Source organism: Methanosarcina sp. UBA289, assembly GCA_002496565.1.
In the GTDB taxonomy this organism is placed as follows: Archaea; Halobacteriota; Methanosarcinia; order Methanosarcinales; family Methanosarcinaceae; genus Methanosarcina.
In genome coordinates, this window is record DAKJ01000013.1 from 1 (window position 1) to 20,097 (window position 20,097).

The following is a 20,097-nucleotide window of genomic DNA, read 5'->3' on the forward strand; positions in this document are numbered from 1 at the left end:
GAAAGTGGAAAACTCATTATCATTTGCAAAGAAATGGATGGAAACATTCAATCCACAAATAAAAAGTGAAATTTGTTGAGTCAGGAACTATAGTAACTTTAAAAAATCTGGTGCTCATTATATGCAGTTATTATTATATTAGATCTACATAATAGATATTAATGGGGAAACGAGGAGCAAAACCAAAGTTTACTGATATTTCTTGTCCTAATCAAGATTGGGTGGTCCACCAACAATCAGTTGGTATTTTCCATAGTATTCACACATTAGCATCCCGCTCTCATTTTTTGCTTTATGCACACTCAATTTCCGGTACACAGGTAAGCTTAGAAAACAGATGAAACTAAGCAAAAAACACTCAAAGACAAAATATCAACCAGCTACTAATGCACCACCAGAAATCCTTTAAATTTCTTTTTTATCCAAAAATATATAAAAATAACCTTTTTAAAATTGTTCCTTATTTTTTGTCCCCACAAAAAACGAGTAGCAATTGCTATTGTCATCAAATAGGTCTATTAGATTTATCGATCTTAGTCTTAAAACTGTTCCAGTCTGAAAGATTGAACCTTTACTCCTGCGAATACTCTAAACGTGTTTATACTCAACATCAGCTTCCTGCTCTTGTTTTTTGTTGAAGGAGTATATAAGTACAGGCTATCATGATTTGTAGAACTTATTGGTCTCATGAGCAACATAAAGGAAAAACTTGACATTGATAAGATTTCTCATTACACTACTCTTCAAAAGTTTGTATCCAAAATTTCCTCCTCATTTTTTAACCTAATTTATCAAGAGTCCTAAAGTTGTTTTATTCACATGGAGAAGATGCTTCTATCATAGCAATCGATGTAATCGGGTTTACGAGTTCATACGCAAGTCATTATTATTCTAGAAGAACAGGGAAACTCCTAAGGAGCTTCCTGAAAACTTCAATATCAATAGATACAGATTCAATAGATACAGATAAAAATGTAATATTAGGATGGGGAATCAGTCAAAAAACAGATCATGATGTCAAGCATGCAAAGACTCTGATAAGACAATCAAACAACACAATCTTGACTGAAAATTAATTACTTAGAATATTCACAATAGAGAGAAGACGCTTTTCTCACAGAACATTAAGGAAGCCGTTTTTATCATTACGAAATCTTCATTTGCGAAGGAAGCAATTGGAATCATTAACAAGCTCGGAATTGAAGCTATTTTTTGGTCAAGCTCTTTTCAAAAAAGGTTGCCCAAAATAAGAGTTGAGAAGATACAGAAGTTTGAAGGGCAGATCCTGGAGAACATCGTGGAATTAAAGGGACTACTCAATAAAGATAGGTGAACGTTCAAAATTAGTTCCGTAAATGTAGTTCAGAAATAATACTTCAAAAATATTAAAGTTTCAAAGTTATTTGCTAAAAACAAGATTCAAGATAAAAAAGCATTAAGAAGTAGATGGTAGGGTATTGAGTCCCTATTCTCAAGTCCCTACCTGCGATCCAACCCAAAGATTAAGAGGAAACCCTATGACTCTTAATCTGTACCCCTATAATGACGTGGAGATATATATCATAACCGATGCGAAAGATTGCTTCTGATTTCAAACTTATATATAATGATATAATTATAATAGGTTGAAAAATTAAATTATATTGAAAATAACAAAATTATAAAAAACAAAAATGCTATAAAATTGCATAATTAGATTGAAATTTTATGTATCAAACAATTTTTTGTTTAAATACAATTTTTGGTATAATTAATTTAAAATAATTTAGGCTATTAATATAGTACAAATATTAGTATAGTACAAAGTTGAGAAGTCGGAGGAGAAGGGAAACAAAAATCTACCACATAGAAAATCACCTGGAGATAACTGATCTCTCTTCAAGCAAGCATGCCTAGGGCAACATAACTTAGAAGAGGATTGTATTGGGGATACAGTGAATGGATCAAGCATCTTCAGGTTCCTGATTATACCATATTTTACTGTTTTAACGGTATTTATATTCTTGTAAATGTTCTCCTGTTATCCCTATTGGTATTTTTGTTGACATTTTTGTTGACATTTTTGTTGACATTTTTGTTGACACCACTTTAAATGCTAAGTTTAGCAATCCTTCAATACTTTTTGAAGCTATGATTAATCTTAATACTTTTTTTAATAGTGAATACTTTATACAAAGACAAATTACAATTTTGTGAGTCTTTGAGTCTTTGATAGATTGCCTGCAGGAGAAGTCTGGAATTATTCTAATGGAAAACATGATTAAATAGCTTAATAATTAAAAATAGTTCTTTATGGTTGTAGAAGGTGTGGTATGGAAAAAAGCTTGAGAGATTCTGGCATTGACGTTATTGGAAATGTGCCCTGGGGGACGCATTTCTGCCAGTTTTACCAGACAAAAGAAGATTTGATAGAGATACTTATTCCTTATTTTAGAGCCGGTCTGGAAAATAATGAACTATGTATCTGGATTACTACAGAATCTCTAAATGTGGAAGAGGCAAAAAGAGCCCTGAGAATGGCTATTTTTGATTTTGATGCTTATCTGAGAAAAGCACAAATTGAAATTATTTCATATGCGGACTTAGGTTTAAAAAATGAGGTTTTCAATTCACAAAAAATCTTAGATTACTGGACTGGAAAACTCAGTCAAGCTCTTACCAGTGGGTATGAAGGTTTGAGATTATCTGAAGATACTTTCTGGCTGAGAAAAAACATCTGGAAAGATTTTATTGATTACGAAAAAGAAATGATTCAGGTTACGGGCAGCTATCAAATAATAGCCCTCTGCACCTATTCCCTCAACGAGAACAATCCAACCAAAATTTTAGATATCGCCGCAAATCATCAATTCACTCTCATTAAAGAAGAAGGGAAATGGAAGCAAATTGAAAATTCACAGCACAAGCTGATGGAAACTACCCTAAAGAAAAACGAGCAACATCTTAACGATATATTAAGTAACATTCATGGGATTCTTGAGCTGGATAAGAGCTGGCGCATTACATACATCAATGAAAATGCCGCACATAATATTGGTTTTGAGCCTGAAAAACTGATAGGGGAATGCGTGTGGGAAAAATTCCCTTACAGAGTAGGGAGCAAATTAGAGACAATGTTCATAGAGGTTATGAAAACTCGCCTTCCAGCTCATATCGAGATAAAGAGCTTAATCCGGGATCAATGGTTTGATATAGGTGTCTATCCGTCTTCAGCAGGAATTCTAGTTTTATTGAAGGATATTACAGAGAATAAGCAGGCAGAACAGAATCTGCGAGAAAGTGAAACGAGTCTGCACAAGTTGTATGAATCGGGAATGATAGGAGTGTTTTACTATGCCCTTGACGGCTCGATCACCGACGCTAATGACATATTTTTAGAAATGTTCGGCTACACGCGTGAAGACTTGAAGGCTGGAGAAATTAACTGGAGTCGAATAACTCCCCAGATATACCACGCTCAAGATAAGCGCGGCATAAAGGAACTGAAAGCAACCGGCATGAAGAAGCCCTGTGAGAGAGAGTACATCCGCAAGGACGGATCATACATACCTATTATTATCGGAGCGGCTAAGATCGATGAAGAGAAAGGTATAGCCTTTGTTCTCGACATCACTGAGCGCAAAGAAGTGGAAAAAGCTCTTAAAGAAGCGTATCAGGGTTTAGAAGAAAAGATTAAAGAGCGTACAGCCGAACTTGAAGAGGCTTATAATTCACTGAAGGAAAGCGAGGAAAGCCTTTCTGAAGCTCAAAGGATGGCACATATCGGAAATTGGGACTGGAACCTTGTAACCGGTGAGGTACATTGGTCTGAGGAGTTATATAGAATTTTTGGACGTAATCCTCAAGAATCAGGCGCAACTTACGATGAACTTTTAAATTATATACATCCCAAGGATCGGGAGTATGTAGATAATGTTATTAAGAAAAGACTGGAAGGAGGACGCCGTGGAGTTGATTACCGTATAATTACAGCCAGTGGAGGAGAACACACAGTCCATGCAGAGAGCGCGATCATTTTTAATTTGAATAAGATCCCTATTCGGGTAAAGGGAATAGTTCAAGATATTACCGAGCGTAAAGAAGCCGAAGAAAAGATTCAGAGCTTGGCAAATATCGTGGAATCATCAAATGATGCTATTATAACTGAGTCTCTTGATGGTATTATTACAAGCTGGAATAAAGGAGCAGAGCAGGTTTATGGCTATTTAGCAGAGGAAATCCTTGGAAAGCAGATATCCATACTGGAACCAGGGATATTATTCGAAGAGACAAAAAGATTAGCTGACCTGGTTAAGCAGGGAGAAAAAATCCAGCAATATGAGACTTTACGATTAAAAAAGGATTGTACAATAATAAATGTTTCCATAACTCTTTCTCCGGTTTTTAATGTCGCTGGAAAGCTGACTGCTATCTCGGTAATCTATAGAGATATAACCAAAAGAAAAAAAGTCGAAAATGCCCTTGCAAGTATCGGAATTGCACGCCAGAAGGAGATTCATCACAGAATAAAGAATAACCTGCAGGTAATCTCTTCACTTCTTGATCTTCAGGCAGATAAATTTGATGACCCAGAAGTTATTGAGGCTTTCAGGGAAAGTCAAAATAGGGTTATATCTATGGCTCTTATTCACGAAGAGCTTTATAAAGGAGAAGAGACCGATACCCTGGACTTTTCTACATACATTAGAGAACTATCCGAAAACCTTTTTCAGACTTACAGGCTTGGAAACGCAAATACCAGCTTGAAGATTGACCTGGAAGAAAATATTTTCTTTGATATGGATGTATCTGTCCCTTTAGGGATGATTGTTAACGAACTTCTCTCCAATTCCTTCAAATATGCCTTTCAAGGAAGAAAACGAGGAGAAATTCAAATTAAACTCTACAGGCAAGAAAATACAGGATGTGGAAATACAGAATATGTCCTGATAGTTTCAGACGATGGAGTTGGCATTCCAGAAAAAATGGATATAGAAAATCCAGATACCCTAGGTCTTCAGCTTGTAAATGCACTCGTGGATCAACTTGATGGTACAATAGAAATAAAAAGGGATAAGGGAACGGAGTTTATCATAAAACTTCAAACAAACAAAAAGTTTAGAAATAAACGTTAATTTTTGTACTTAATTTGAAAACTAAATCTATATTTGACTTACTGTTGTCAACCGATCTTTTTGACTTCTGGTAGAAAAATAATCAAAGAAAGACTTTAAACCAGCGATCAATCCCTAACTTATTGCAAGATTTACAAAAAGATAAGGAAAGATTGAATTATAAAATTATTAGTTTGAAATTTTTTACGTCAAACAATTTTTTGCTTAAATACAATTTTTGGTATAATTAATTTAAAATAATTTACGTTATTAGTAGATATTGGAGTTGAGGAGTAGAGCTGGGGTATCATCAAAGTAAAAGAATCTACGAAACAAAAGAATCTCCCGGAGGACGTTGATCTCCTTCGAATTAATATGTTTGGGAAGCATAAAATTCGAAGAAACTGTATTGGGGAATACAGTAAGCGGATACAGCGCCTCTGGGCTTCTTACTATGCAACTCTTTTTTGCAACTTTTATTGACTCCTTATTGATCTCTTATTTAACAGCTCTTATTTAACTCTTTTAAACCATCTTTATGAAACATTTTTGTGAACCGTTATTGATTAGTATTAGTTACTGTACAAAAATATTTAATATAAGTAACTAAAAATCAATTCAAACCTTACTTAAAACTCAAGCTCAAGCCCTACAGGACAGTGATCCGAGCCCATGATATCAGGATAAATCGGAGAAGATTTTACATTATCTCTCAGGTTTTCACTTACGAAAAAGTAGTCAATACGCCAGCCGACATTTCTTTTACGTGCACCTGTTCTCATTGACCACCAGGAATAGTTTCCGCCTTCAGGATTGAATATACGGAAGGTATCAAGATAGCCGGCTGCGAGGAAGTTATCTATCCAGGCCCGCTCTTCAGGGAGAAAACCGGATATCATTTCGTTTTGTTTGGGACGAGCAAGGTCGATTTCCTTATGGGCTGTATTTACATCCCCGCAAATAACAAGTTTCTTTCCTTCGGCTTTGAGGGCACTTGCATAGTCTAAAAAAGCATAATAAAAGTCCATCTTGTATTCTAAGCGTTCCGGAGAGGCTTTGCCGTTAGGGAAATAAATATTCATTAAGGTAAAGTCCTCAAAATCGGCCCGCAAAAAGCGGCCTTCCCTGTCAAATCTTTCGATTCCCATTCCGGTTTCGATATTCAGGGGTTTTTTCTTTGAGAAAATTCCGACCCCACTGTAACCGCTCTGTTCTGCTGAGACAAAGTAATTGTAGTAGCCCGGAATATTCTTTGCTTCTCTCGGAAGTTTATCAGGAGAAACTTTAGTTTCCTGAATACAGACAATATCAAATTTCTTTTCCAGCAAAAGCTCAAGAAAATCTTTTTTTATTGCAGCCCGAAGGCCATTTACATTCCAAGAAATGAGGTTGTAACGATTAGACATTTTTTTCTATCCCTATTGTTGGTTCAGAATTTGATTTACATCATCGAAAAGCTCAGAAAAACAAAAAATTAATTGAAACTAAGATTGGATAATGTTGAGCAGATTGAACTGAAAAATAATTCAAAGTCTTAGTAGATAAATGCTCCTCATTTAGCCAGCAAATCCTCGTTAAGTTGCCAAACGAGAATAAAATGAAAAAATAGAATAATACTTCAGATAATTATTCAGAAAAATTACTTAGACACAGGTTGACCTTCCTTTAATAACAGAGAAGGTTTAAGCCAGAACAGCAGGGAAACCTATGAATTTGATAAAAATCGCCTGTATATGCTTACAATTGCGTTCGTTCTGGGAGTCCTTACCAGTGGAGGCAAAGATGAGATACCTGCAGTCTCAACAGAGCTTGAAAATGAAATCGTAAACTTTAATGTCAGCGGAATAGCTGGGAACGGTGCAACCTGAAGAAAAAAATGAGATATTCGAACCTGCTGTTTCGAAGCCTGCACTAGCTCCCTTCATTCTGGAAAAAGGTGAGAGTAAGCTGGCAGGCGAAAGAAAGAACATTGAAAGCAAAAGTAAAAGCTACAGTCAGACTCATTGAAGCCTAGGGAAAAGAATTATTTCCTTCATTTCTGGAAAAGGAGTCTCCCTGGTACCAGGATAGTTTCTGTATTTTTGTCTGGACCGAAAATGGGGTCCAAATAGTCTGTCCTTCAAACCGAAGCTGTGAAGGCAAAGATATGAAAGGACTTATAGATGCCGACGGCAAGCCCATTGGAGAACTCTTTATCGAAACAGCCCTTAGCGAAAAAGGAGAGGGCTGGATAGAATATAACTGGCAGGAGAGAAATAATTCCGAGAAATTCCGCAAGTGCACCTTCGTCAAAAAGGCTTCTTACGGAGGAGAAACTTACATTGTAGGAGCCGATCTTTACCTGGGGAATTACATAGTTTGCAGGAATCTTGAAGAGTAAATACACTGGAGAACCCGGAAAGCTTCAAACCGCCGAACTCCTGAACCCTCTGAGTCTCGATAAAGACATTGACCTTAACTGCACATTGCCCATTCCATTGTAGAACCAGGGAAGAATGCTGCACCCATGTGATGACAAATTCTGAAATTCATTATATCCTTGATGGACAGGGCCTGCTTTATATTGATGGAATTCCGGTCGATATATATCCTGACCAGCTCATATACATCCCTGCGGGTTCGGTACAGGCTACATATAATACAGCGGATACAGATCTCAAATTTCTGATTATGAACCAGCCTGCAAGGCCAGAAAACAGCACAGAGATACTTGAAGTAAAGAAATAAGATTGGACTAAGAAAGGAAATAGACACGAAAATAAGATAAATTACTGAATGAGTCAGGATTATAGACTCAGACACAAAACATTAATTCAATGCAAGTTATTCTTCAATTCCGATGTACAGAGTAATCCGAATCCCTCCCGAGAAAGGAGAAGAGATCAGGGAAAAGGCAGTTGCCGGAAGATTTCTGGATACTACAAGAAAGATAAGAAAACTTCAGACTGCAGGAGGCTCTTTTCTTGAAATTCCTGTCACAGAGGTTGCAGGAGAAAAAGTTGAAAGCTTCCCGGTAACCGAACAGAAAAATCCTGAATTTCTGGGAAAAAACTGGTCTCTAAAAGAATACCTCAAAGATTTTCTTTCCGAAGCCGAACTCGCATGCGTCCCTTCAGGCTGGCAGGTCCTGGGAGAGATAATAATAGTTAGCATCCCAGAAGCTCTGGAAGGTAAGAAAATGAGAATTGCTGAGGCTCTGCTCTTGAAGTACCCGAAGTGCAAAACTGTTGTAAGGGATTTTGGAATTGAGGGACAGTTCCGCCAGCCAAAAAGAGAACTACTTCTCGGTAGCGAAACCGAAACCATTCACAAAGAGCATGGCTGTTTTTTTAAGCAGGATGTAACAAAGGTGATGTATTCCAAAGGAAACCTTGAAGAAAGGAAGCGGATGAGCAGGTTAGGAGAAGGGGAAATCATAGTGGATATGTTTGCAGGAATAGGTTATTTCTCAATTCCTATGGCCGTGCATTCCAGGCCGAAAAAAATTACTGGGATAGAAATTAATCCTGAGTCTTTTGCCTATCTGAAAGAAAACATCAGGCTAAATAATATACAAGATATCTTTGTCCCGATTTGCGGAGACTGTTCAAAAGTTGTCCCTGAAGGAACAGCCGACCGTGTGCTTATGGGATATGTGGGAACAACACATCACTATCTTGAGCCGGCTATAAAAGCCCTGAAAAAAAAAGGCGGAATTCTACACTATCACGAAACAGTTCCGGAGAGTCTTGCCAGAACCAGACCTCAGGAAAGGATAAGAAAAGCTGCCTGCACGCTGGGAAAGAGGGTGGAGATTATGGAGATCCGCAGGATAAAAAAATACTCTCCCGGAGTCCTACATGTGGTTGTAGATGCGCGAATATTCGAATGAAAATTTGAAATTTCATTCTTTTCAGGTCCCAGACTCTTCCAGGCTACCATCCCTCAGTTAGCCTCTATTCTGCATATTTCGGACCTTCTAACCGCCGCAGTTCACTTCTATTTGGTGAAAAACTGGAATTTGTCAATTTTACCCCGCACTGGGAGCCAGATATGACACTTATATCCGTGCTGAGAATCTTCCTGTAAATATTTCTTTTTTGCACAATAGGCCACTACCTATAGAGAAAAACATAAACAGGCTCCCACATGGCAACCCAACCGATAATTGTCAGACCTTCTGAAAGCATGGTATTTACCAGGTCTTGTTCAAGAGTTGAAAGAAGCCGGATTATGAGGAGACAGAGAAAAAGGAAGACAATTGCAATCGTCATGTTTCTTCGTCCTCGCTGAAGAAGCCTCCTCAACTCTACGTCCGTAAGAACTTTTTTGTAAGAAAAATGATTCCTGATCGCTTCTTTAGGGGTATGCTCGGTTTCCCCATTAAACTCAGAAGAGAGAACGTATATTACAATTCCAAGGAACTTTTTTAGAGGGAACTCCCCAACAGTGTTATAGATATACTCTTCCGCTTCCGGGTCAAGTTCTTTCTCGTGAATGTATAACGGAAAAATTAGATAGTGTTAAAGAAAATAGAATTCAATCGAGATTAAAACGAAAGTTTGTCAAATAGCAATATATATTTGAAAGTTTATTAATTAATTAATTAATTAATTTGGACTGTGAACTACCCCTGAGCTAAAGACTCAAGGGTAATTCACTACAAGTCAGATGTTAAGTCAAAATAATAATGATTGATCACACAATGTTTATATCCCATAGGGTCCTATAGGATACCATGGCAGCTACAACGACAATTTGCATTGATCCAAATATAAAAAATATGTTAGACAACTTAAAAATATACAAAACAGAGTCATATAACTCAGTCGTTGAACGTCTTATCAAAATGGCATACGATGAAGGCCCATTAACAGATGAAGAAATTAAAGGAATAGAAGAGAGTTTGGAAGATATCAAAGCAGGCAGAATTTATAATGAAGACGAAGCTAGAAATCTGCTAGGCATTGATGATTAAATGTATTCTATAACGTACACTTCACGCGCTATAAAAGATATGAACGAGTTACCACATGAAGTGAAAAAAAGAATTTTTCATGTCATTGGCGAAATCAAAGAAGATCCTTATTCATATGTCAAAAAATTAAAAATGCCAGCTAAATCATCCTTGTATTCTTTGAGAGTTGGGGAATACCGTGTGATAATGCTAATCAAAGACCCATTGCTTATTATCCAGGTCGTGAAAGTTGGGAACCGAAGCAAAGTGTATAGAAAATTTTGACTGTCTTTTGCTCTCATCTCTTTCCAGCCTCAACCTTTCACGCTTTTCCCTTTCCTCTGACCTCTTTATACGGTTCGCCATCTTTCTTTACACTGATGATTTTTCCGGTTGTTGTGTCAATTTTAACCCATTTCCCGATTTTTGAATTGAATACCTGTTTTCTTTCTTTAACAGATCCGTCTCTTTGGTCGTCTCCTCTATTTTTCCCTATACGAATTCCCCCGAATACTAAATTAATAGGCATGCCTGTGTACAAAATATTTAATTGTTTCTGCATTATCTAATATGAGGGTGTGTACGGTCACAGAGCAAAGGGAGAACTGCAGGATACGAGGTTGGTCTGTGACTGCGGTTCGAATGTGTCTGGTTCATCAGGCTCAATATATTAACATATTCAGAAACCATTTGTGCTGAATTCTGCACAGGGTTTTTAGGGCGCCCCCCAACAAACCAGAAACCACCATTTTCCTTCTCGCTCTCTCCGCTTTAATCTCCCTTAGTTTCATTATCCAATTTCGCGGTTATTCTGTGACCCTCCCTTTTGAACTCCGAAGTATCGCAAAGAACAATCGATAGTTAGACAAAGAGGCTTAAAATTTAAATGGATATATTTTAAAAATCCTTAAATTGAATTTAGTTTGTATACTTTTCTCTTAGATTTCCTTTTATTAATTTATTTCTTCTAACCAGATCTTTTAATCGATTTTAATTTTCAAGTCTTTACATTCTGATACTCTCTGAAAACAAAATCATAAGCCTTTTTATTTATTGCACACTTCTATATTTGCGAAGCAAAAATGTAAATATTCAAAATTTTTGCATAGATTCCTGCAAGAGATTTTGATCATGGGGGAACCAAATGCCTAAAACAGTCTCGAATTCAGCTAAGAACAAGAACAGTAAACAAAAATTATACAAATATCTAAATGAGACGGCTTTATGCAACGCTCTGGAGATGGCAAAGGAGCTTATCTCGGTAATAAATAAAGTTCCTGTCACGGTTTTCCTCTGGAGACCAGAGAAGTACTGGCCTGCTGAGTTTGTATCAGAAAACATAAAAAAATTCGAATACACTGCCGAAGAATTTACATCCGGAAAACTTCTTTATGGCAATATCGTGCACCCGGATGACCTGGGAATGGTTGAAAGAGAACTCTCAAGAAGAATAGAAGAAAATTACGTGGACTATTCTCAAGAGTATCGTATCCTGACTAAATCAGGGGAGATACGCTGGGTTGATGAAAGGACTTTCATTGAAGTTGATAAAAATGGAACTGTAGAATATCTTATGGGAATAGTTATGGATGTTACTGAGCGGAAAAGAAAAGAAAAATTGCTCTACATCCAGAGGGATCTGGGCATTGCACTGAGTACTTCCAGTTCCCTGAACGAGACTCTTGAAAGACTACTGGATTCCTGCCTGCAGATAGATGAAATCAATGCCGGAGGTATTTACCTTATCGACGAAGAAACAGGAGATATGACGCTTGCCTTTCACAGCGGCTTCTCCCCTAATTTTGTCGAGCATGCCTCTCACTACAGTGTGAATTCCCCGCATACGAAACTTGTTGTGATAGGACAGCCGATTTACAAACAGCATATAGACCTGCTTCTCACTTCAAGAGATGACGCACTCAGGCATGAAAATCTTAGGGCTACCGCAATTATCCCCGTAAAATCAGAAAAAAAGGTTATTGCAGCTTTTTATCTTGCTTCGAACATTGAATTCGAGCTTCCGGATAGCGTGCGCACTGTTATAGAAACCATTGCAACGCAATTCGGAGTCTTCATCTCCCGTATTCGCCTGGAAGAAAAACTGATAGAATGTAGAAAGAAGAGAAAATTTTAAACAAGCTTTCTTTTTGTCCTTAACCTCAACCCCGACCATATCACAGAGAAAAGGTGCCCGTCTTAGCGAACTGTCTAAACCTAAATTCGAACCGGGTATATAAACCCTCATTTTTACAAGTATCAGCAAGCACTTTTATAAGAAAAGGAGCAGGATCAAAAGAATTGAAAATTTGCATTACGCTGTGCAGCTTAAGTTCGATCAGAAGTTTTCCATCTCGTTCCCTGTAAAGAGCTTCTGTTCCTTTCGGGAAAAAATCTATCCCCCAGACCACTTTTATCTACCTTCTCTGGAACACTTTTAAGGTTTTAGAAAGAATATCTATAAAATATAATTAAAACAGTTTTAAGGTCCATATAAGGTTTTGCTTTTTGTACTTTGGCTCAGGGTCAAACTAAAGCTTCATAGAATAAATAACGGAAAAAGATTAAAGGATAATTTATTAAAAAACAAATTATTAAAAAACAAATCATTAAAAAGTAAATTATTAAAAAGTTAATTATTAAAAGTTAAATCATTAAAAGTTAATTATTAATGCTTAACTCTGGACAGCAGGAATTATCAAAAATGGAGGAATTGTTAATACTGTGCTGTAGCCTGCTTGATTGCGCTGCAGAGTTCTTCAGGTTTCCTGGAGCTAAGAAGCATTCGTTCTCCAGAAATAAGTTTCAGGATTACAACCGGGCTAACTTTTTTGGAAGAATCTAACACATCAGATTCTTCTCCTGTTAGAGGGTCATAAACCTTAATTTTGCAGTCCTCCACTACATAGTAAGGAATCTTCTTGGAGGAGATATTGAGAGGTACAAAGCGAACGTATATTCCATCGCTTCTTACTTCAGTTACATGCTTTGTACAGTAAAATATAAAAGGGAAAAATAACCCGAAAATAATCCAGAGAGCAAACAGGTATGTTCCAGGAATATTATTGATTCCGGCAGGTTTTCCTAGCACCAAGCTATGGATTTCAATGTACCAGAACAGGAAAGCAGGATAAAGGACCGAAACCAAGAAAAAATTGTTCCGCAGATCCTGTACTTCCCTGAAAATTATATCTGTTTTCGACTGTTCCACAAAACCCCTTCTATGAGACGTGCCTGAGTTATTACTGCTTTACTTGTCTACAAAAACTGAGTAAATAAAGCTTTCGAAAAAAATAAAAGTTGTATATTTTTGTTAATTTAAAATTTTGAAAATAATAATATAAAAAAGATAGTGAAATTTTCCAAAATATTATAGAAGTAAAATTTAAAAAATGAAATACCATAAGAGTAAAATCTTTTGAAAAATTAAAGAGAAATGATTTTTATAAAATTATTTCCTTAACGGCTTCAAAAACCTAATCTATCCATTTCTTTAAGTATTGCTGCACTGAAATCCGTGAAATGCTGAATTCCACCTGTCCATGCCGCGAGCATCATGGCATCATTAATTTCGATTCTCGTGGCTCCAAATTTGTGAAGTCTTTCCAAGATTTTGACCGCACTCTGGATGTTGTTGCTTGAACAGGCTATAGAAAAGACAATGAGATGCTTCTGTTTTGTAGAGATCCCGCCTTCCCTTTCAGTCCAGACTGCCTTATAAAAACCTGAGATTCCTTCGGCAAAGTCTTCGTTTATCTGTCCGGCATACGCAATAGATCTGGGCAAAAACCCCTTTAATTCCCTGATTTCTTTAGCAGCTTTTTCCATAATTACCACATGTTATAAGTCAAGATCGGATATAACCGTATCTATTAAAAATGTATAAAATTTCTAAACTAGAAAGGTAAAAAAGGAAGGGAATTTTTCATATATGGAAGCTTCAGGAATTCCTGAAAATGTAATTGAAAAGTTCAGACTTCCATTACCTCAACTGCAAGGTCGGAATTAATGATGTAATCAAAGTTGATTATCTCGTCCCATTTCTGCTTCAAGAACATGGACTGGAAGCAGACTCCGATAATTTTTCCGTTCTCTGAACCTTCAAGGATTTCTTTAGCAACTTCTTTCGCTTTTTCAGGGTTTATCCCTACCTTCGGCATCGAAAGCCCGCCAAGCAAGACAACAATGTCAGCGTGTTTATCTGTAAGTTCTCCAAGCTGCATGCCTTCATAATCCTTGAAGATAGACCTGGCTTTATCAAAATCCTGGCTGGAAATAAAAGCAAGTTCTCGGTCCCGGACTACAAAACCGAGAAGTTCGGCAAAAGGAGTGCAGAACCCTGGAGTTCCCACAAAAGTTATCCTTTTTGCACCTTCGACAAGGCCCCTGAAACTGTTCAGGATGCCTCCTACTCCTTCTGAAGTATTTATTATTGGCACTGAATTCTCTCCTTAAGCTTTCAATAAAATTGTATTTTTCTGAGCATTTTTTCATAGTATTATATTTCTATAGTAAGATTGGAGGCATTCGCTTAAATAAATGATGTTAACAGCGTTATTAAGAAAGAATTGAGCAAAATAAGAGGTTTTAACAGGAATATAGAATTAAAAAATTAAGAGGTTTCAACAGGAATATAGGATTAAAAAATAGAAAAAACAAAAAAAGTAAAAAAGAATTAAAATGTATTTGCCCTTTAAACCTGCCTGATTCCAAAAGACTGAAGCAGGACCTCAGGATAGAGACCACCACTGGAAATGGTCTTTGTGCTCTTAAGGTCGTTTACTGTAAGCCTCGCAGGGGCGAACATGCCTGCGTCAACCTTAAAGAAGTCAAAGTTTGCTTCTTTGAAGGTTTGGTAGAAAGGCTTTCCAAAGTCTCTGGAGGTTGTAGAGGGCACCTTCTTTACGAATTTCTCAAGTTCGGCCAATTCTCCATCAAAGCGGACCGTATAGTTGGTTTCGCCGCAATAGATCACACAGTCATTGGTCGAGCCCATGCACTGAACATCATTTCCAACAATAGGAGCAATCGGAGCAACACCGTATCCGCTTTTAATGCAGTTGATGTCAAAACCAACGGATTCAAGTTTGTGGATTCCGGTTTCTACAACACGGGCCGAAATCTGTACAGAACCAGCAATAGAGGCAGTAGGAGCAACAGCAATCATTACATTTTCAGGATCTACACTACAGTGTTTTGCAATATATTCCACAACTTTCTCATCAGGGAGTTTATCGGACTCCAGGACCAGGACTGCAGCTTCGAAGTCATCTTCATACCCGATCTCCTCATAGAGCTCTTTAGGTTTTAAGCCAAGGGCACGTGCAGGACCCGAACCCATTCCGAAGTAATTACCTACGGAGATTCTCCAGCCTGCGTACTGCGAAGCCATACAGGCAATTACAGGATTGTCAGTAGCTACCTGGATAGCAGGCCATTTGAGGCCATTCAGGTCAAAAGTAGTATATTTGAGATCGGCAAGATCGGCCAGGCAGAGCCTTGCCAGATACATTCCAGCCTCATATCCACCCTCGGCCTTGACTCCACAGTCAATAACTGTAGCTCCGTTTTCAAGCTTAAGTACTTCCGTTTTCAGATCTTCGCTCCAGTCGAGCATTTCTTCAATGACATATGATCCCATTTCGTTGACGCTTATCAAAGTATCACCTTTAATACTGGCTCCGAGATAAACAAAATATAATCTCACTCAGTCAGGAGGCAAATTCTTGCCTGCCTTTATTACAGAGGGGACTGTTTATCGTTCAGAAAATTGCTTATAATGAACATTGCTTGTAATGAGCATTGCTTGTAAAGAATAACATCAATCAAGAATTTCTTACCCGTATAAGAAGACTCCAATATATAGTTACTGCTTTAATATTTTTATCCATATATTATATTTGACAAATACACTGCACTATTATTAAGTATAGCAATTCGTTATTTGATCACAGGATTTTACAATTTACTCATAACATTTTACTTCTTTAAATTTAATTTTGAAAATCTGATCATTTTTTCGAACATGTCCATCAACAGCAAGGCCAACCGTATCTCCTTTTTCAGCCTTTTGAATAGTTTCGCCTTCTTTCATCAGGGAACGGACTTGCTGTCTCAAATAAGTGGTATTTCCTTCAATTACTATTTCATCCCCAATCGAAATCGCTTCTTCGAGAAGCTTGACGGCTGCAGCTTGCTGTTTCGGATAATAGTTTTCAATAATTCCCACAGCCCTGCGCTGCTTTTTCGAGGCATTCATATTTTTTTCAGGAGAAAAGCCCTCAAGGCCCGGAACTCCAAAGTAAAAGCCAGTTGAAAAGCCCCTGTTATAAACCGAAGCGAGTTCACTCCTCCAGGCCCCTATTTTCTCAGGAGTGTAGGTTCCTTCTATGCAGGCATCGATCGCCTCCCTGTAGCAGCGGGAAACCATTTCAAGGTATCCAGGATCCCGGAGCCGCCCTTCTACTTTAAAGGAAGCTATGCCGGCTTCAAGAAGCTCGGGAATATGCCCTATCATACAAAGATCTTTTGCACTTAGAAGGTACTTCCCAAGGCTTGCTACAACAAGCCCGTTCTCCCCATGAAGTTCCCACTCCCAGCGGCAAGGCTGAGTACATTCTCCGCAGTTTCCGAATTTTCCAAGAGCATAAGCCGACAGATGGCATCGGCCTGAAACTGCCATGCACATTGCGCCGTGGATGAAAGTTTCGATCTCTACTTCAGTATGCTGGCTTATCTTCCGTATTTCTTCAAGGGAAAGCTCTCTCGAAAGCACAACACGTTCTGCCCCAAGTCCTTTGTAGAAATTTACAGTTTCATGGTTGGTAATATTTGCCTGCGTAGAAATGTGAATTTTAAGTCCGGCTTTCCGCGCCCTAAGAATTACGGCCGGATCCCAGGCAATAACTGCATCCACTCCTGCATTAGAAGCGGCAGCTATTACATCGGATGCATCCCCTAGCCATTCCTCATTTACTGTCGAGTTTACAGCAAGATAGGCCCTGAGCCCTCTGGCTTTTACCTCAGAGACAAAATCACCAAGGGTTTCCAGAGTAATTTCTTTTGCTTTTGCCCTCAAACTAAGCCTGTCGGTTGAAAAGTAGACCGCATCCGCGTATTCTGAGCAGGCCTTAAGCCCTGAAAGGTTCCTGACACCCACAAGGAGTTCAGGTTTTGAACTTTTACGCATGAAGATAGAAAACACCTATTTTTCATTTAAAAATATCTTATCGTCCTCACACAGCGTAACAAATAATGTAAAGAACTGTCAACTTTTGCCAGTCAGGCAGAAGCAACTCGGGTTGACGGAAAACTATATATAAATGAAGAACATTTCCCAAAGTGGGGACTAAAGTAAATTCAGAGAAATAGCTTTTGTCAATAAGCAAAGGCAAAAGTAAACTACTACTATTTTAATCGAAGACGGGGGGATAAAATGGAATACGAACTCGAAGAAGTCGAGAGAGATTATATAGAATTCAGAAAAGAAATGGGAGAAGAGTAAGCTCTCGAAGAGAAGAATAAGCTGTAGAATTTGCTGAGAAGCAGCAGGATTAAGAAATATATAACTTTTTCAAAAATGAAATTAATTGCCGTGTCAGCACTAAAATTACATTTTTATTTTTTTGGATAAAATGGTCATAAAGCTTTAAAAAATATCTATTTCGGATTTCATTCTTGTATGTAGTCTGACTCTGGATCAATGCTTATTAGAGAACAGATCGCTGAGGAGTTCTTTCTTTTTTGCCGAATCTCTCTTCATTGTCATGCTTCTTTTATTATTTTATAAACCAAAGAGGCCAGCTAATCAATAATCCGAATTTTGAGAAATCATCTTTTGCTACCCTCCCATGAGAGTTCTAACCTATATCACATCTTTTATCCCTGTTACCTTCGTGGGAATTAATATTTGGCTTAATAATCTTTAAAAATACTTTTATATTAATATATTTACGAGTAAGCCGCTAAAAATGTTTTTATAAACAGTTGTGCAAATTTTTCCATGATATAGGTTTTAATAATTATGTGACTCGATAACTTCCAATATTAACGCGTTGCAATTTTATTTTACCAGGTGATTGGATTTTATGTATAAAATTCGAATGTCACCCAGAAATAAACAAAAAAGTAACATAGGAGTAATTATTATATAGGTAACCAGATAATAGGCTAACAGAGTATACATATACAAAAAAAATTGCTGCTTTTTTAGCGCGAGTGGGATTATTAAATAACGATTGTTTTTGTGAGTTGACTTATCAATATACAAATAATTTAGAGGTTGAGTCACATTTACTTAAGACTTCATTTATAGGGTTGAGACAATGAAAAACAAAATAATTGCATTTGATTTCCTGAGAACTTTAGCAATAGCAATGATCATTCCGGCTCACTTAAGTAACTTTTTATCTTCGACTTATAGCAAGTTAGCCCTTTATGCCGCTGACCCTTATTTCGCAAACATGGGATTGGGACTTTTTATATTTATGAGTGGATATTTGATATATTATAATAATCATTCGATAAATACGTTCCAGAACGTATTGTCTTTTTACAGAAAAAGACTCCTTAGGATTTTCCCTTTATACTGGGCAGCTGTCGCCGCTTTTACACTTGTGTTTTTCGTATATGCTCCAAAATTAAATTCAGGCTTTGTATTCCCTAATGCTGAGAATGTGTTTAGTTTTCAAAATATAATTATGCATATATTAGGATTGCAAATCTTCCTTGCTCCTTCTTATGCATCTCCAATGTTGACGCTGTATTTTGTCGGCTTAATTATTGTTTTTTATACAATTTACCCAATCATCATCAGGATTTCGAAAAATTCAAAACAGTTTTTAATTTACTCTTCTCTCGTGTTTCTTGGGTTCTTGGCAGTTTCAAGAACTTTTCATATTATTGACCATCGTTTCTTCATGTTTTTCCCGATTTTCATATTTGGGATACTTACATGTAGAGAAAGTTTGTTTGAGAAAAGCATAGCAATGATTGCGAAAATTCCTGTTGTCCAGATACTGCTGGCAGCCCTTCCCGTTATATTTGTAATGATTATTGTTTTAGGCTCAAGAGCAGCTCTTTTCCTGGATCCGAAGGTCTCTTTAACTATTGAAGCAGGAAGCGGCACTATAGGGTCCTCCATGATGGTAGCAATGTTAGAGAGCATTGCGAATTCACTGGGAATGAGTTATGCTGCCTTAAAATTCATCATCGTTGATTGCCTGCTTCTTGATGTGTTCATAATAACGTTCTGTGTTCTTGAATACATGTTTGCAATGAAATATATCAATAATAGATTTTCAAGCTCCCTGGGTTCTGCCTTTACATATGTGGCTACAGCTTCATATTGTATTTACTTGTTCCACAGGCCATTCCTGGCGCTCTGGAATTCCGGAACACACTTTATAAGTAATCCAATCCTGCACGATGTTATCCTGATATTTGTGGCTTTACCTTTATTGCTTTATATTTCATATCGTCTTCAGATCTTCGAACTGAGTTTAAAAAAATCCAGTTTACATAAAAACCCCTCAGCTAAGACCTCCCCATCACAGTCTCCACGATTGGCTCTGGCTGGTAGGCGTCTGATCAAAAAATACCTACGAAAAAATTGAAGCTTTAAAAGCTCAGGGCTGAAACCTCTAAGTGCAGCATAGTAAACTCCAGTTCCCGAGTTCCGTCTCGCCCGAGTCTCGCCTCGGGAGGACGGGCCTTTTTCCGAAAAGTTACAGCTCGGAAGTATGCTGTCTTTATTCTTACTCATCACTCAAACGTATCAAAAACAGAGATTATTTACCTAAATATTGCTTCTATGATTTACTGTCTTCTGTGATTAATATTCATCGTACGAGCTTACGGTTTACGGCATTACGGAAGAGAATAGCAGTTTCTATACCTGCAGATAGTGCATGAGTAGCTAGTTGAGATTTTGTCTTTGAGTATTTTTGCTTAGTACTTTTGCTTAGCTGTATCTGTTTTCTAAGCTTACCTGTGTACAGGAAATTGAGTGTGTACATAATGCAAAAAATAGGAACGAAATCCAAATGTGTAGTAAATACTTTAGAAAATATC

Annotated in this window: 19 protein-coding genes; 10 read left to right on the plus strand and 9 right to left on the minus strand. The window is 37.4% G+C overall.

Annotation, left to right across the window (positions count from 1 at the left end):
- Positions 1–2,312: 2,312 nt before the first annotated feature.
- Positions 2,313–5,114, plus strand: a complete 2,802-nt coding sequence (locus BP549_RS03935) for a PAS domain S-box protein (protein ID WP_292378307.1) — start codon at positions 2,313–2,315, stop codon at positions 5,112–5,114.
- A gap of 608 nt (positions 5,115–5,722) precedes the next feature.
- Here the strand turns inward: BP549_RS03935 and BP549_RS03940 are convergent.
- Positions 5,723–6,499: an exodeoxyribonuclease III gene (locus BP549_RS03940; protein ID WP_292378308.1), complete on the minus strand. Its 777-nt coding sequence runs from the start codon at positions 6,497–6,499 to the stop codon at positions 5,723–5,725.
- Positions 6,500–6,826: 327 nt separating this feature from the next.
- On the opposite strand from BP549_RS03940, the gene BP549_RS03945 reads away from it, so the two are divergent.
- The 5 genes from BP549_RS03945 (at position 6,827) to BP549_RS03965 (ending at position 8,964) form a co-directional block, all read left to right on the plus strand.
- On the plus strand, positions 6,827–6,961 hold the full coding sequence (locus BP549_RS03945) for a hypothetical protein (RefSeq protein WP_292378310.1): 135 nt from the start codon (positions 6,827–6,829) through the stop codon (positions 6,959–6,961).
- Positions 6,951–7,100 carry a hypothetical protein gene (locus BP549_RS03950; protein ID WP_292378312.1) on the plus strand — a complete coding sequence of 50 codons (150 nt, stop codon included), beginning with the start codon at positions 6,951–6,953 and terminating at the stop codon, positions 7,098–7,100. Before BP549_RS03945 ends, BP549_RS03950 begins: the two co-directional genes overlap by 11 nt.
- A gap of 100 nt (positions 7,101–7,200) precedes the next feature.
- Entirely contained in the window at positions 7,201–7,473 is a 273-nt protein-coding gene (locus BP549_RS03955) for a cache domain-containing protein (RefSeq protein ID WP_349682332.1), read from the plus strand.
- A 131-nt stretch (positions 7,474–7,604) separates the two neighbouring features.
- The gene (locus BP549_RS03960; RefSeq protein WP_292378313.1) at positions 7,605–7,820 is read left to right on the plus strand and encodes a cupin domain-containing protein; all 216 of its coding nucleotides are present in this window, start codon (positions 7,605–7,607) and stop codon (positions 7,818–7,820) included.
- 112 nt (positions 7,821–7,932) lie between these two features.
- Positions 7,933–8,964: a class I SAM-dependent methyltransferase gene (locus tag BP549_RS03965; RefSeq protein ID WP_292378315.1), complete on the plus strand. Its 1,032-nt coding sequence runs from the start codon at positions 7,933–7,935 to the stop codon at positions 8,962–8,964.
- Positions 8,965–9,187: 223 nt separating this feature from the next.
- Here the strand turns inward: BP549_RS03965 and BP549_RS03970 are convergent, their stop codons facing one another.
- Positions 9,188–9,346: a hypothetical protein gene (locus BP549_RS03970; protein ID WP_292378317.1), complete on the minus strand. Its 159-nt coding sequence runs from the start codon at positions 9,344–9,346 to the stop codon at positions 9,188–9,190.
- Between the two features lie 464 nt (positions 9,347–9,810).
- On the opposite strand from BP549_RS03970, the gene BP549_RS03975 reads away from it, so the two are divergent.
- The gene (locus BP549_RS03975) at positions 9,811–10,050 is read left to right on the plus strand and encodes a DUF7557 family protein (protein ID WP_292378319.1); all 240 of its coding nucleotides are present in this window, start codon (positions 9,811–9,813) and stop codon (positions 10,048–10,050) included.
- Positions 10,051–10,314 carry a type II toxin-antitoxin system RelE family toxin gene (locus tag BP549_RS03980; protein WP_292378323.1) on the plus strand — a complete coding sequence of 88 codons (264 nt, stop codon included), beginning with the start codon at positions 10,051–10,053 and terminating at the stop codon, positions 10,312–10,314.
- Positions 10,315–10,351: 37 nt separating this feature from the next.
- On the opposite strand, the gene BP549_RS03985 is transcribed toward BP549_RS03980, so the two are convergent.
- Positions 10,352–10,558, minus strand: coding sequence for a hypothetical protein (locus BP549_RS03985; RefSeq protein ID WP_292378325.1), 207 nt, complete (start codon positions 10,556–10,558; stop codon positions 10,352–10,354).
- Positions 10,559–11,173: 615 nt separating this feature from the next.
- Between BP549_RS03985 and BP549_RS03990 the strand changes: the two genes are divergently transcribed.
- A complete protein-coding gene (locus BP549_RS03990) occupies positions 11,174–12,163 on the plus strand; it encodes a GAF domain-containing protein (RefSeq protein WP_292378327.1) in 990 nt (329 codons plus the stop codon).
- A gap of 40 nt (positions 12,164–12,203) precedes the next feature.
- Here BP549_RS03990 and BP549_RS03995 read toward each other — a convergent pair whose 3' ends face one another.
- From BP549_RS03995 to BP549_RS04020, 6 genes are all read right to left on the minus strand, one after another.
- Positions 12,204–12,437 carry a hypothetical protein gene (locus tag BP549_RS03995; protein ID WP_292378329.1) on the minus strand — a complete coding sequence of 78 codons (234 nt, stop codon included), beginning with the start codon at positions 12,435–12,437 and terminating at the stop codon, positions 12,204–12,206.
- A 305-nt stretch (positions 12,438–12,742) separates the two neighbouring features.
- Positions 12,743–13,237, minus strand: a complete 495-nt coding sequence (locus tag BP549_RS04000) for a DUF6141 family protein (RefSeq protein ID WP_292378330.1) — start codon at positions 13,235–13,237, stop codon at positions 12,743–12,745.
- 257 nt (positions 13,238–13,494) lie between these two features.
- Positions 13,495–13,854 carry a carboxymuconolactone decarboxylase family protein gene (locus BP549_RS04005; RefSeq protein WP_292378389.1) on the minus strand — a complete coding sequence of 120 codons (360 nt, stop codon included), beginning with the start codon at positions 13,852–13,854 and terminating at the stop codon, positions 13,495–13,497.
- A gap of 143 nt (positions 13,855–13,997) precedes the next feature.
- Complete coding sequence (locus BP549_RS04010) at positions 13,998–14,465, minus strand: DUF2124 domain-containing protein (RefSeq protein ID WP_292378333.1); 468 nt, start codon at positions 14,463–14,465, stop codon at positions 13,998–14,000.
- A 254-nt stretch (positions 14,466–14,719) separates the two neighbouring features.
- Positions 14,720–15,685, minus strand: a complete 966-nt coding sequence (gene mch / locus BP549_RS04015; protein WP_292378336.1) for a methenyltetrahydromethanopterin cyclohydrolase — start codon at positions 15,683–15,685, stop codon at positions 14,720–14,722.
- A 306-nt stretch (positions 15,686–15,991) separates the two neighbouring features.
- Entirely contained in the window at positions 15,992–17,215 is a 1,224-nt protein-coding gene (locus BP549_RS04020) for a peptidase U32 family protein (protein WP_292378338.1), read from the minus strand.
- Between the two features lie 1,135 nt (positions 17,216–18,350).
- Here BP549_RS04020 and BP549_RS04025 point away from each other — a divergent pair.
- The gene (locus BP549_RS04025; protein WP_292378339.1) at positions 18,351–19,640 is read left to right on the plus strand and encodes an acyltransferase family protein; all 1,290 of its coding nucleotides are present in this window, start codon (positions 18,351–18,353) and stop codon (positions 19,638–19,640) included.
- Positions 19,641–20,097 lie beyond the last annotated feature (457 nt).